Raw genomic sequence first — 12,751 nt, forward strand, 5'->3', positions numbered from 1 at the left:
GATGCGGGCGGTGGTGCAGCGGGCGGACGGCGCCCGCGTCGAGGTGGCGGGGGAGGTCGTCGGGTCCTTCGACGGACCAGGACTGGTCGTCCTCGTCGGCGTCACCCACGACGACACCGCCGAGGTCGCCCGCCGGCTGGCGGCCAAGGTGCACGACCTGCGGCTGTTCGAGTCCGCGCGGGTCCGCGCTGCCGACGGGCACGTCCCTCCCGACGGTCCCCGGGAGCTGTCCGCCTCCGACCTCGGGCTGCCGCTGCTCGTGATCAGCCAGTTCACGCTGTACGGCCAGACCCGCAAGGGCCGGCGACCCACCTGGGACGCGGCGGCCCCCGGCGACGTCGCCGCTCCGCTGGTCGACGAGGTGGTGGCCGAGCTGCGGCGCCGGGGCGCGCGGGTGGAGACCGGGGTGTTCGGCGCCGACATGCGGGTGTCGCTGACCAACGACGGCCCGGTCACCGTCTCCCTGGAGCTGTGACGTCGCCGTCGCGGCGGCTACCCCGCCGCGGCCCACCCTGTCGCGGCGGCTACCCCGCCGCGACCACGACCTCCTGGCCGGCCGGCACTCCGCCGGCCACCAGCACGGCGTCGGTGGGCGTGGCCCGGCGGACCACCGCCGTCGCGATCGGTCCCAGCTCGTGGTGCCGGGCGACCGAGCCCACCCACCCCACCTCGCGTCCGTCCAGCAGCACGGGGTCCGCGTGCCCGGGCAGCTCGCCGGTGCTGCCGTCGAGATGCAGCAGCACCAGCCGGCGCGGGGGCCGACCGAGGTTGTGCACCCGCGCCACCGCCTCCTGACCGCGGTAGCAGCCCTTGGCCAGGTGCACTGCCGGCCCGACCCAGCCCACCTCGTGCGGCAGGGTGCGATGGTCGGTCTCGAACCCCAGCCGCGGGACGGCGGCCGCGACCCGCAGCGCCTCCCGGGCCCAGGTCCCCGCGGGCGCCCCGGAGCCGGCCACCCGGTCGGCGACCGCAGCGCGGGGCACCAGCACCTCGCGGCCGGGGAACGCGGCCGGGCGCAGGGGCACGTACCGCGAGGCGTCCCCGCCACGATCCCGACCCGCGTCGACGCTGCCGGTCCCCGCGTAGTCCGGGGGCACCAGCCAGGTCACGCGGTCCGGATCCGGTCCGTCGACCGGCTCCGCCACGACGCCCCACGCGTCGGTGACGTCGGCGACCTCCACCCGCATCAGGAAGCGCATCGAGTCCAGGTACGCCGCGAGCGCCGGCGCAGTGCCCGGCTCCACCGTGATCCAGGTGGTCTGCCCGTCGTCGACGAGGTGCAGCTCGTGCTCGACGTGGCCGTGCGGACTGAGGATCAGCGCCAGCGCACTGTCCCCCGCACCCCACGTCTCCAGCGCCTGCGTCGTCAGGCTGTGCAGCCAGCCGGCCCGGTCGGGTCCGGTGACCGTGAGCACGCCGCGGTGGGACAGGTCGACCGCGCCCGCGCCCGCAGCGAGGGACCGCTGCTCGCGGTGCGGGTCCCCGTAGTGCCACGGCACTCCCGCGTCCGGGCTGCCGTCGGGGGGCGGGCAGGCGCCGGGCAGCGCCAGCGTGGCCGACGGGGGACGTGTCGCGGTGCGGTCGGTCATACGGACGTCAACGACCCGGACCCGTCCCGGTCTTCCCGGCACAGTCGCGGCAGATGCCGTGCACGGACACGTGGGTCACGTCCGTGACGAAGCCGCGCCGCTCCAGCAGTGCCTGGCAGAACGGCTCGGCGACGGCCGCCTCGACGCTCTCCACCCGCCCGCACCGGTCGCAGACCAGGTGGATGTGCGCCTCCTCCTCGACCGTGTGGTAGGTCGGTGCGCCGTGCCCGATGTGCGCGTGCGTGACCAGGCCGACGTCCTCGAGCACCTCGAGGGTCCGGTACACCGTCGACAGGTTCACGCCGGTGGCGGTGCGCTGGACCTCCGCGAGGATCTCGTCCGGCGTGCCGTGCCGCAGCTGGTTGACGGCCTCGAGCACCAGCTGGCGCTGGGGGGTGATCCGGTAGCCCCCGGCCCGCAACCGCCGGTCCCAGTCGTCGGTTCCCGCCATGGCCGTCCGCCGGTCCGGTCAGTCCTGCGCCGGGCGCAGCCGCGCCGACAGGTGGTTCTGCAGCGGCTGCCCGACCGCGGCCATGTCGTAGGTCCAGAGCAGATCGCCCTCGACCAGTCCGAAGAGCCGGTGCCCGGCCTCGTACGGCTTGGCCGACTCGGTCCGGGCGACCAGGTCGGTGCGCAGCTCCGCCCGCGCGCCGGTGATCACGTCGCCGGTGATCTCGGTGACCTCGACCCGGCCGTACCAGATCTCCACGTACCCGGTGGGGTGCGTCAGCGTCACCTCGACCCGGTTGTCCGGGCGGGGCCGCCAGAACCCGGTCTCGGTGGCGGTGGGCCGGACCCGCTGTCCGTCGTCGTCGAGCAGCCAGCTGCGCGACCAGTAGCTCAGGAAGGGGCGGCCGTCGGTGCTGAACTGCACCTCCTGCGCGAAGCGGAAGTCGTCGATGGTGGGGTACTGGCCCAGCCCGACCCCCATCCAGCGGCCGATCAGCCACGACAGCGGCAGTAGCTCCGCGGGCAGGTCGGGGCGCGAGGACTCGGCCGACCCGTCGGCCGCGGCCCCGCCGGGCACGGTCAGCCCTGGCCCTTGTAGAGCTTGTAGACGACGTACGCCGAGAACCAGACGATGACCAGCACGGCCAGGACGAGCAGACCGGTGTAGAAGAGCTCGACGGCGTCCACGGCCGCGAGTCTAGCCAGCCGTCAGCGGGTGGCAGCCCGAGGCGCCCGGACCCGTCGGGCGAGCAGGTACACCTCGCAGCCCAGGCAGTAGCCGAATGCCGCGTTGAGGAACGCGGCCGCCAGTGCCAGTCCGACCGCGGCAGTGGCGACCACCGTGGCCCCGGCCAGCAGGGCGAGCAGCGCCGCCAGCGCGAACGCCAGACCCACCGCCTGGGCGAACCGCGGTGGCGCGGCGGCCTCCAGCTCGACCGGGGGACCCAGCCGCGGGCGCACCAGGCGCCGGAAGACGATGCCGTACGGCTGGGCGCCGAGCCCGACCAGCGCGCCGAGGGCGAAGACGACGGTCTGGGCGGCCAGCAGGGCCACGCCCGCCGCTGCGGGCAGCCAGACCAGGGACAGGGCGAGCACGACGGTGGTGACGGCCGCGCCGAAGCGCGGACCACGGGGGTCGATCTGCACGGGGGACTCCGGGAGGTGTCGGTGGGGACGGGTCGGCGGCGGGCGACCCGGCACCGACGGCGCCGCGGTCGCTCAGGAGCGCCGACAGACCGCTGAGGCGACGTGGCCGTGGTCCACGGCCCGGCGCCGAGTGAGGACGGTCCCGGTCATGACGGCGGACCGTACCCGCGCCGCGCCGGTCGGAGAAACCCGCGTCCGCATGCTGGAATCCGTTGTGTCAGTTGCGAAGTCCTCGCAGGAGGGACTGCCGTGCAGGTCACAGCACCTCGCCCAGCGCCGCGATGACGTCGGCCTTGCGCGGCAGGCCGGAGGCCCGCTTGCGCAACGCGCCGTCGCGGTCGAGGACCAGCACCGTCGGGGTGCGCAGGACGTCGAAGCGGCGGACCAGGTCCAGGTGGGACTCGGCGTCGATCTCGACGTGGGCGACGCCGGGGACCATCCCTGCGATCTCGTCCAGCACCCGGTGCGTCGCGCGGCAGGGGGCGCAGAACGCGGTCGAGAACTGCACCAGCGTGGCCCGCTCCCCCAGCGGACCACCGAGGTCGGCCGCGCTGAGCCGCTCCCCGCCGTGGTGCGCGGCGTCCGGGCTGTCCACAGCCACCGGGGCGGCATCGTCAGGCACCGGGACCGGCGCGCCCGCGGGTGGCACCGCGACCGGGCCGGCTGTCGGGACGTCGCGGACCCGGCCGTCGGTGGCGCGGCGCCACAGCCCGAACGCGGTCGCCGCCGCGAGCACCGCGAGGACCACCCACACACCGGTCATGACGCTCGCCAACGCGGGGAGGGCAGCGCGTTGTTCCCGGTCCGCATCCGCGCCCACAGCCCCATCCGGTCCAGCAGCTCCGCCGGGATCGCGGCCTCCGCGTGCCCGAAGCCGTGCTCCCACCACAGCTCCGCGACGTCCGCCCCGGCCGCGCGGGTGGCCGCGGTGTGCAGCGCGGTCGCGTGCTCCTGCGGGAAGAACCGGTCCTGGTCGCCGTGCACCACGAGCAGCGGCGTACGGCCGAGGAGGGCGGCGGCCTCCACCGGCGGGATGGGCGGCGGATCCGGCCAGGGCGGCCGGTCCAGCCGGGTGCGCAGCGCGGTGCGGACGACCGCCCGGCCCACGCGGCTGTCCACGGCGCGGTGCAGCCGCCGCATCACCGGGGTGCCGCGGTAGTACCAGTACGCCGGCCCGCTCACGCTGATGACGGCGTCGGTCCCGCCGTGCAGGGCAGCGTGCCGGACCACCACCGAGCCGCCCATGGAGAAGCCGACGGTGACCACCGTCGGATAGCCGAGCAGCCGCGCCCACCGCAGCGCCGCGTCGACGTCGAGGACCTCGAGGTGACCCAGGGTGGACCGCCCGCCGGAGGCGCCGTGGCCGCGCAGGTCGACGGCCACGACCCCGGCGTACGGGGCCAGCCCCTCGACCACCCGCAGCACCGCGGGGCGTCGCCACGAGCCGGAGAACCCGTGCGCGAGCACCACGGCGACGTCGGAGGGACCGCGGCGGTGCGCGGCCGATAGGGGGATCCCGTCGTCGGTGACGAGGGTGCGCCGCTCCAGGTGGGCCGCGGGGTCGGTCCGCATGGTGGGCTATTGTCCTGGGTGGGGATCCGGGCGACGACGCCTCCGGGTCCCCGGTGTGCTTTCCGGGCCCCACCGGGCCCCCGAGCGAGGAGGTGCGGCGTGCGGCTGCTGCTGCTCACGCACTCGGTCGAGCCGTCGGCGGAGGTGCTGCCCGCGCTGGGCCTGCTGGCCCACCACGTGCGGATCCTGCCCGCCGAGGTCGGTGCCCTGATCGACGCTCCCCCGTGCGACCTGATCCTGGTGGACGGCCGACGCGACCTGCCGCAGGTGCGCAGCCTGTGCCGGCTGGTCCGCCAGACCGGCGTGGAGGTCCCCCTGGTGCTGGTCGCGACCGAGGGCGGCCTGGCCGCCGTCCACGTCGACTGGGGCATCGACGAGGTGCTGTTGGACTCCGCCGGCCCGGCCGAGGTGGAGGCGCGGCTGCGGCTCGCGGTCGGGCGGCTGGCCCAGGCCGAGGGCGGCCGCGGCGACGAGCCGGACCAGATCCGCAGCGGGGAGCTCGTGGTCGACGAGGCCACCTACACGGCGCGCCTGAAGGGCCGGGCCCTGGACCTGACGTTCAAGGAGTTCGAGCTGCTGAAGTTCCTCGCCCAGCACCCCGGCCGGGTCTTCACCCGGGCCCAGCTGCTGCAGGAGGTCTGGGGCTACGACTACTTCGGCGGCACCCGCACGGTCGACGTGCACGTCCGCCGGCTGCGGGCCAAGCTCGGCGTCGAGCACGAGCAGCTGATCGGCACCGTCCGCAACGTGGGCTACCGGTTCGTGCCCGAGCGCACCGACGAGGCGACCCGCGCCACCCTGGCCGACGACGAGACGGACCGCACGGACGCCCGGGCCGCGGACGGGGACCCCGTGCCCGGCGCCGCGTGGGCCACGGCGTCGGCTCCGGGGGCCTCCCGGCCGGCACGCCGGTGACCCCCGGGCCCGCGGCCCCCCTGCGCACCGAGGTCCTCACCCGGCTCGACCCGGTCGAGGTGGACCGCGTCGCCCTGCTCATCGAGCGGGTGACCGAGGCCGACGGGGTGCGCCCGCTGTCCGAGCACGTGATGCTGCACCTGCGCTACGGCGGCGACTACGACGTGCGGCACGTCCTCGTCTGGGCCGACGAGCCGACGGGTGAGGAGCTGGCCGGCTACGGCCACCTCGACGTCACCGACCCGGTCGAGGGCCCCAGCGCCGAGCTCGCGGTGAGCCCCCGCTACCGGCGTCGCCACGTCGGCCGGCGGATCGTCGAGACCCTGCTCGGGGAGACCTCCGACGGCGCCATGCGACTGTGGGCGCACGGGGAGCAGGCCGCGTCCGGCCGGCTGGCGCGGGCCATGGGCTTCCAGCGGACGCGGGTGCTGTGGCAGATGCGGCGGTCGCTGTACGCCCCGCTGCCCCGCCCGGCCCTGCCCCCCGGGGTCTCGCTGCGCACCTTCGAGGTCGGCCGGGACGAGGCGGAGTGGGTCCGCCTGAACGCCCGGGCGTTCGTCGAGCTGCCCGACCAGGGCGGCTGGACCGAGCAGGACCTGTGCCGGCGGATGCAGGAGCCGTGGTTCGACCCCCACGGGTTCCTGGTGGCAGAGCGCGACGGGCGGATGGTCGGCTTCCACTGGACGAAGGTGCACGGCGGGGAGGTGCACGTCCACGGCGACGGCGGGGCGGACGACCCGCCGCACGTCCACCTGGAGCACGGGCACGAGCCGATCGGCGAGGTCTATGTCGTCGGCGTGGACCCCGACGAGCAGGGCCACGGCCTCGGCCGGGCGCTGACCGTCGCCGGGCTGCAGCACCTGCGGGGGATCGGCCTGCCCGCCGCGATGCTGTACGTCGACGCCACGAACATCCCCGCGATCCGGGTGTACGAGGGCCTGGGGTTCACCCGCTGGGACACCGACGTGCTGTACCGCCGCTGACCGACCTCGGACAGGCCGGAGGGCCCCTCACGGGACCCCCACCCTGTGGGACGATCACCGCCATGAGTACCGACGAGCTCACGGTGGCCGCGGTGCCCGCCGTCGCCCCCGAGCCCGAGTCGGAGGAGTCCCCCGCCGAGGCTCTCCCCGCGGACCGGTTCCTGGACCGGGAGATCTCCTGGCTGGCCTTCAACCAGCGGGTGCTCGAGCTCGCCGAGGACCCCGACCTGCCGGTGCTCGACCGGGCCAAGTTCCTCGCCATCTTCGCCAGCAACCTCGACGAGTTCTTCATGGTCCGCGTCGCCGGCCTCAAGCGCCGGATCGCGACCGGGATCGCCGTCCGGGCCGCCAGCGGGCTGACCCCCCGGGAGGTGCTCGAGGCCATCCTCGAGCGCAGCCACAAGCTGATGCTGCGGCAGGCCGAGGACTTCCGGCGCGAGGTGCTGCCGGAGCTGGCCGACAAGGGCATCGAGATCCTGCGCTGGGACGGCCTCACCGAGCTCGAGCGCTCCGAGGTCTCCGTGCTCTTCCGCGAGCGGGTGTTCCCGGTGCTCACGCCGCTGGCCGTGGATCCGTCCCACCCGTTCCCGTACATCAGCGGGCTGTCGCTGAACCTGGCCGTCGTGGTGCGCAACCCGGCCACCGGGACCGAGCTGTTCGCACGGGTCAAGGTCCCCCCGCTGCTCGACCGGTTCATCCACCTCGGGCACGAGCGATTCGTCCCCCTCGAGGACGTGATCGCCGCCCACCTCGGCGAGCTGTTCCCGGGCATGGAGGTGCTGCAGCACCACACCTTCCGGGTGACCCGCAACGAGGACCTCGAGGTCGAGGAGGACGACGCGGAGAACCTGCTCAAGGCGCTGGAGCGGGAGCTCACCCGCCGCCGGTTCGGCCCGCCGGTGCGGCTGGAGGTCGAGCAGTCGATCGACCCGTACGTGCTGGACCTGCTGGTCAGCGAGCTCGGTGTCTCGGAGCAGGAGGTCTTCCGGCTGCCCGGGCCGCTGGACCTGACCGGCCTGTGGGGCATCTACGCGCTGGACCGGCCGGACCTCAAGCAGACCCCGTTCGTGCCCAAGACCAGCCGGGAGCTGTCCGAGGTCGAGACCGCGTCGCCCCCGGACGTGCTGGACGTGATGCGTCAGCGGGACGTCCTCGTGCACCATCCGTACGACTCGTTCTCCACCAGCGTGCAGCGCTTCCTGGAGCAGGCCGCCGCGGACCCGCACGTGCTGGCGATCAAGCAGACGCTCTACCGCACCAGCGGCGACTCCCCCATCGTCGACGCGCTCATCGACGCGGCCGAGGCCGGCAAGCAGGTGCTCGCGCTGGTCGAGATCAAGGCCCGGTTCGACGAGCAGGCCAACATCTCCTGGGGCCGCAAGCTGGAGCAGGCGGGCGTCCACGTCGTCTACGGCCTGGTCGGGCTGAAGACCCACTGCAAGCTGTCGATGGTCGTGCGCGACGACGGCGACGTGCTGCGCCGCTACTGCCACCTCGGCACCGGCAACTACCACCCCAAGACGGCCCGGCTGTACGAGGACTACGGGCTGCTCACCACCGACCCGGTCGTCGGGGAGGACGTGGCCCGGCTGTTCAACGTGCTGTCGGGCTACTCGATGAGCACCGAGTACGACCGGCTGCTGGTGGCGCCGCACTCGATCCGGATCGGGCTGGTGGAGCGGATCGAGCGCGAGATCGAGCACCACCGTGCCGGGCGCCCCGCGCGGATCCGCTTCAAGTGCAACTCGATCGTGGACGAGCGCATCACCGACGCGCTCTACCGCGCCTCCCAGGCCGGGGTGCCGGTCGACATCTGGGTGCGCGGCATCTGTGCGGTCCGGCCGGGCGTGCCGGGGCTCAGCGACAACATCCGGGTGACCAGCATCCTCGGTCGCTTCCTGGAGCACTCGCGTGCCTACGAGTTCCTCAACGGCGGCGACCCGGAGGTGTGGATCGGCTCGGCGGACCTCATGCACCGCAACCTGGACCGCCGGGTCGAGACCCTGGTGTCCCTGGGGGCTCCGGAGCACATCGAGGAGATCTCGAACCTGTTCGACTTCGCGCTGGACCCCCGCACCGCGTCCTGGCACCTCAGCGCCGACGGGAGCTGGGAGCGCCGGCTGCGCGACCAGGAGGGTGAGCCGCTGGTCGACTACCAGGAGACACTGATCCGGCTCAAGCAGGTGCGGGGGAAGCACAAGTGACGAAGCCGACCGAGGACCCGGACCCGGCGGAGCCCGACCGTCCCGAGGTCGTGCGCGAGGTCGAGCGCAAGCTGCGCGTCGGCGACGACTTCGCGCTGCCGGAGCTGGCCGGGGCGGTGAAGGGCGTCGCTACCGTCGAGCCGGGCGACCCGGTCACGTTGCGGGCGGTCTACCACGACACCGAGGACCTGCGGCTGTTCCGCTGGAAGGTCACGTTGCGCCGCCGCGAGGGCGGCTCGGACGCCGGCTGGCACCTGAAGCTCCCCGTGGACGGGGAGGCGCCCGGGGTGCGCGACGAGGTCCGGCTGCCGCTGCGCGCCGGGCGGGTCGGACGGGTCCCCGCCGCGCTGTCCGACATCGTGACCGCGCTGGTCCGCGGCGCCCCGCTCGTCCCCGTCGTGGCGCTGACCACCGTGCGGACCCCGTACCTGCTGCTCGACGCCGACGGGCACGCGGTCGCGGAGCTGGTCGACGACCGGGTCACGGTGTCCGTGGGAGACGAGGAGCGCGACCAGTTCCGCGAGATCGAGGTGGAGGCGCTGGAGCCGGCCGGCAACGCCGTGGTCGACCGGGTGGCCGACCTGCTGGTGTCGCTCGGCGCCACCCCATCCGCCGCGTCCAAGGCGGCGTCCGCGCTCGGCGCCGCCGCCGCCCAGCCCCCGGACGTGCCCGAGCCGGGCCGGGTCCGGCCGAAGGACCCCGCCGGCGACGCCGTCCGCGCGCACCTGGCGACCCACGTGCGACGCCTGCTGCTGCAGGACGTGCGGATGCGCCGCGACCTGCCCGACGCCGTCCACCAGATGCGGGTGGCGGCCCGGCGGCTGCGCAGCGGGCTGCGCGAGTTCGCGCCCCTGGTCGACAGCGACTGGGGCAAGCAGCTGCGGGACGAACTGGGCTGGATCGCCGGCGAGCTCGGCCTGGCGCGCGACACCGAAGTCCTGCTGGAGCGGCTGGACGAGCACGCCGACCACCTCGCGCCGGCGGACGCGGCGCGCGCCCGGGCCGCCATCGACCCGTGGCTCCGCGCCCGGCTGGAGTCCGGGCGGACCGCCGGGCTGGCGGCGCTGCGCACCGACCGCTACCTCGCACTCCTCGGCACGCTGGTCGACGCGGCTGCCGCTCCGCAGCTGACCGACGCGGCCTCTGCTCGGTGCAGCAAGGCGCTCCCGCCGCTGGTGGCCCAGGCCAACGAGCAGCTCATCCGCGACGTCAAGCGGCTGAAGTTCGGCGGCGCGAGCCGGCGCTGGCACCGCGCCCGCATCACGGCCAAGCGGGCCCGCTACGCCGCGGAGGCGGCGGTGCCCGTCTTCGGACGCCGGGCCGAGCGGGTGGCGACCGCGCTGGAGCAGGTCACGGAGCTGCTCGGCCTCCACCAGGACGCCTACGTCGGCCAGACCACGCTGCGCGAGCTGTCCACGCACGACGGCGTCGACGGCCCCACCGGCTTCGCCCTCGGGCTGCTGCACGCGGTCGAGGAGCAGAACGAGCTGGTCTACCGCCTCGACTTCGAGGAGATGTGGCCCGGCGTTCGGCGTACCCTGCGGCGCACCACGCTGGACTGACGCGGCGACCGGTCGACGGGCAGGGGGTGCGGTGGAGGACTTCGGTGAGGACGTCGTCCGGGCTGCCGGCGTCGTGCTGCTGCGCCCGGGCCGACGCGGCGCCGAGGTCCTGGTCCTCCACCGCCCGCACCGCGCCGACTGGTCCCTGCCCAAGGGCAAGCTCGACAGCGGCGAGCACGTGGTCACTGCGGCGGTGCGCGAGTGCGACGAGGAGACGGGCTACGTCCCCGTCCTGGGGCCGCCGCTGGAGGTGCGCGCCTACGTTGCCTTCGGACAGCCGAAGGTCGTGCACTACTGGGCGGCCACCATCGGCGACAGCGTCGGCTTCACCCCCGGCGACGAGGTCGACGAGATCCGCTGGCTCACCGTGCCGGTCGCGGCGCTGCGACTGTCGTACGCCGACGACGTGGACCTGGCCCGGAGGGCGGCGGCACTGCCCCCGACCTCCCCGATGATCGTGCTGCGGCACGCGCAGGCGCAGAAGCGGCACGACTTCAAGGGCAAGCACGACGGCCGACGTCCGCTGTCCGGTCGTGGCCGGACCCAGGCCAAGGCACTGGTCGACCTGTTGGCGGCGTATGGGATCCGCGAGGTGCACAGCAGCGACTCGCGGCGCTGCGTCGACACCGTGCGGCGCTACGCGAAGTCCATCGACACCGACGTGCGCACCGACCGCTGGGTGAACGAGAAGGGGCACGAACGCCGACCCAAGGCCGCTGCCAGGCACACCCTGGCGCTGGCGGCGAGACCCGAGCCCCTGGTGCTGTGCAGCCACCGCCCGGTGCTGCCCTCGATCCTCGGCGCCGTGGCCACCTTGCCCGGCGTGGACCCCGAGGACCCGACGGTCGACCCCAAGCTGCCGCCCGCCGGCTTCGTCGTGCTGCACCGCGCGTTCGACGACGACGGAGCGGTACGGGTGGTTGCGGTCGAGCGGCACGAGGCCTGGCCGCCCGACCACTGAGCGAGTCACCCGCGGGTCACCCCGAGTTCGCCGGCGCGACGTGTGACCCGCATCGCGGGGTCGGCAGCGTCGTCGCCGTGTCGTCGGGGGGCGTTCACCTCCGGGTCACCTGGCGCACCCGTTCGTGACACCACCCCTCCCTAGCGTCCGAGACGTATCGACAACGACACGATCTCTCCGACCTAGGAGGACCAGGGTGAAGCTCACCCGACCCGTCGCCCTCGCGGCGACCCTGACCGCCGGCGTGCTCGTCCTCGCCGCCTGCTCCAGCGGCTCCGACAGTGGCTCGACGACCAGCGGCGCCGCCGGCTCCGCCGACTGCGTGAGCGGCAGCATCAAGGCCTCGGGCTCGTCCGCGCAGGCCAACGCGATGACCGAGTGGATCAACGGCTACCAGACCCAGTGCCCGGACGCGACCATCGAGTACCAGCCCAACGGGTCCGGTGCCGGGGTCCAGGACTTCATCAACGCCCAGACCTCGTTCGCCGGCTCCGACTCCGCCATCAAGGACGAGGACCTGACCAAGGCCACCGAGCGCTGCAGCGCCGGCCCCGCGATCAACATCCCGATGGTCGGCGGCGCCATTGCCGTCGCCTACAACCTCGAGGGCGTCGACTCCCTCGTCATGACGCCCGACGTGATCGCCGGCATCTTCGCCAACACGATCACGAAGTGGAACGACCCGGCGATCGCCGACCTCAACCCGGGCGCGACGCTGCCGGACGCCTCGATCGCGCAGTTCCACCGCAGCGACTCCTCGGGCACCACCGACAACTTCACCAAGTACCTGGCGGCCGCCGCACCGACCGCGTGGACCTTCGAGCCGGGCAAGGACTGGCTGGCCCCGGGCGGCCAGGGCTCCAAGGGCTCCGACGGCGTCACCTCCTCGGTGAAGAGCACCCCTAACTCGATCGGCTACGTCGAGCTGTCGTACATCCAGGACGCCGGCCTCGGCGCGGTGGCGGTGGACAACGGCGGTGGCGCCGTCGAGGCCACCAGCGAGAACGCCGCCACGACGATCTCGGCGGCCGAGGTCACGGGCACGGGCAACGACCTGACCCTGTCCCTCGACTACACGATCAAGGAGGCCAACGCCTACCCGATCGTGCTGCTCACCTACGAGATCACCTGCGAGAAGGGCCTGCCGGCCGACCAGCTCGACCTGACCAAGTCGTTCCTGAAGTACGCCGCGAGCGACGGCCAGTCGATCCTGACCGAGATCGGCTACGTGCCGATCACGGGGGACCTGCTGACCAAGGTCCAGGCCTCGGTCGACGCGCTGAGCAGCTGACACGGGGGGAGGGGCCCGCCGGCTTGCCGGTCGGGCCCCTCCCCTCGGTCGATCCACACGGATCCACCCGGATCCACC

At 74.1% G+C, this 12,751-nt stretch carries 13 protein-coding genes; 7 read left to right on the forward strand and 6 right to left on the reverse strand.

Annotated elements, in window-relative coordinates; translation table 11 throughout:
- Position 1: 1 nt before the first annotated feature.
- Positions 2–475, forward strand: a complete 474-nt coding sequence (gene dtd, locus R2737_06945) for a D-aminoacyl-tRNA deacylase (protein MEZ5115987.1) — start codon at positions 2–4, stop codon at positions 473–475.
- Positions 476–524: 49 nt separating this feature from the next.
- Here dtd and R2737_06950 read toward each other — a convergent pair whose 3' ends face one another.
- The 6 genes from R2737_06950 to R2737_06975 all read right to left on the reverse strand — a co-directional run bounded on the left by R2737_06950 (position 525) and on the right by R2737_06975 (position 4,757).
- The gene (locus tag R2737_06950) at positions 525–1,589 is read right to left on the reverse strand and encodes a folate-binding protein (GenBank protein MEZ5115988.1); all 1,065 of its coding nucleotides are present in this window, start codon (positions 1,587–1,589) and stop codon (positions 525–527) included.
- Between the two features lie 7 nt (positions 1,590–1,596).
- Entirely contained in the window at positions 1,597–2,040 is a 444-nt protein-coding gene (locus tag R2737_06955) for a Fur family transcriptional regulator (protein ID MEZ5115989.1), read from the reverse strand.
- Positions 2,041–2,058: 18 nt separating this feature from the next.
- Positions 2,059–2,616, reverse strand: a complete 558-nt coding sequence (locus R2737_06960; GenBank protein MEZ5115990.1) for an FABP family protein — start codon at positions 2,614–2,616, stop codon at positions 2,059–2,061.
- Between the two features lie 131 nt (positions 2,617–2,747).
- Complete coding sequence (locus tag R2737_06965; protein ID MEZ5115991.1) at positions 2,748–3,185, reverse strand: DUF4395 domain-containing protein; 438 nt, start codon at positions 3,183–3,185, stop codon at positions 2,748–2,750.
- A gap of 256 nt (positions 3,186–3,441) precedes the next feature.
- Complete coding sequence (locus R2737_06970) at positions 3,442–3,948, reverse strand: thioredoxin family protein (GenBank protein MEZ5115992.1); 507 nt, start codon at positions 3,946–3,948, stop codon at positions 3,442–3,444.
- Positions 3,945–4,757, reverse strand: a complete 813-nt coding sequence (locus R2737_06975; GenBank protein MEZ5115993.1) for an alpha/beta fold hydrolase — start codon at positions 4,755–4,757, stop codon at positions 3,945–3,947. Before R2737_06975 ends, R2737_06970 begins: the two co-directional genes overlap by 4 nt.
- 99 nt (positions 4,758–4,856) lie before the next feature.
- On the opposite strand from R2737_06975, the gene R2737_06980 reads away from it, so the two are divergent.
- From R2737_06980 to pstS, 6 genes are all read left to right on the forward strand, one after another.
- Entirely contained in the window at positions 4,857–5,672 is an 816-nt protein-coding gene (locus R2737_06980) for a response regulator transcription factor (GenBank protein ID MEZ5115994.1), read from the forward strand.
- Positions 5,669–6,655, forward strand: coding sequence for a mycothiol synthase (mshD, locus tag R2737_06985; protein MEZ5115995.1), 987 nt, complete (start codon positions 5,669–5,671; stop codon positions 6,653–6,655). Before R2737_06980 ends, mshD begins: the two co-directional genes overlap by 4 nt.
- Positions 6,656–6,717: 62 nt before the next feature.
- The gene (locus R2737_06990) at positions 6,718–8,859 is read left to right on the forward strand and encodes an RNA degradosome polyphosphate kinase (GenBank protein MEZ5115996.1); all 2,142 of its coding nucleotides are present in this window, start codon (positions 6,718–6,720) and stop codon (positions 8,857–8,859) included.
- A complete protein-coding gene (locus R2737_06995) occupies positions 8,856–10,421 on the forward strand; it encodes a CYTH and CHAD domain-containing protein (protein ID MEZ5115997.1) in 1,566 nt (521 codons plus the stop codon). Before R2737_06990 ends, R2737_06995 begins: the two co-directional genes overlap by 4 nt.
- Positions 10,422–10,452: 31 nt before the next feature.
- Entirely contained in the window at positions 10,453–11,382 is a 930-nt protein-coding gene (locus R2737_07000; GenBank protein ID MEZ5115998.1) for an NUDIX hydrolase, read from the forward strand.
- A gap of 196 nt (positions 11,383–11,578) precedes the next feature.
- Complete coding sequence (pstS, locus tag R2737_07005) at positions 11,579–12,673, forward strand: phosphate ABC transporter substrate-binding protein PstS (protein ID MEZ5115999.1); 1,095 nt, start codon at positions 11,579–11,581, stop codon at positions 12,671–12,673.
- Positions 12,674–12,751: the final 78 nt, after the last annotated feature.

Source organism: Candidatus Nanopelagicales bacterium (assembly GCA_041393815.1).
Classification (GTDB): Bacteria; Actinomycetota; Actinomycetes; order S36-B12; family JAWKJK01; genus JAWKJK01.

Bases quoted from the DNA above. Each gene is read 5' to 3' on its own strand.
- R2737_06975 (MEZ5115993.1), bottom strand. From the start codon at position 4,757: ATGCGGACCGACCCCGCGGCCCACCTGGAGCGGCGCACCCTCGTCACC.
- R2737_06955 (MEZ5115989.1), bottom strand. From the start codon at position 2,040: ATGGCGGGAACCGACGACTGGGACCGGCGGTTGCGGGCCGGGGGCTAC.
- R2737_06990 (MEZ5115996.1), top strand. From the start codon at position 6,718: ATGAGTACCGACGAGCTCACGGTGGCCGCGGTGCCCGCCGTCGCCCCC.
- R2737_06950 (MEZ5115988.1), bottom strand. From the start codon at position 1,589: ATGACCGACCGCACCGCGACACGTCCCCCGTCGGCCACGCTGGCGCTG.
- R2737_06970 (MEZ5115992.1), bottom strand. From the start codon at position 3,948: ATGACCGGTGTGTGGGTGGTCCTCGCGGTGCTCGCGGCGGCGACCGCG.
- dtd (MEZ5115987.1), top strand. From the start codon at position 2: ATGCGGGCGGTGGTGCAGCGGGCGGACGGCGCCCGCGTCGAGGTGGCG.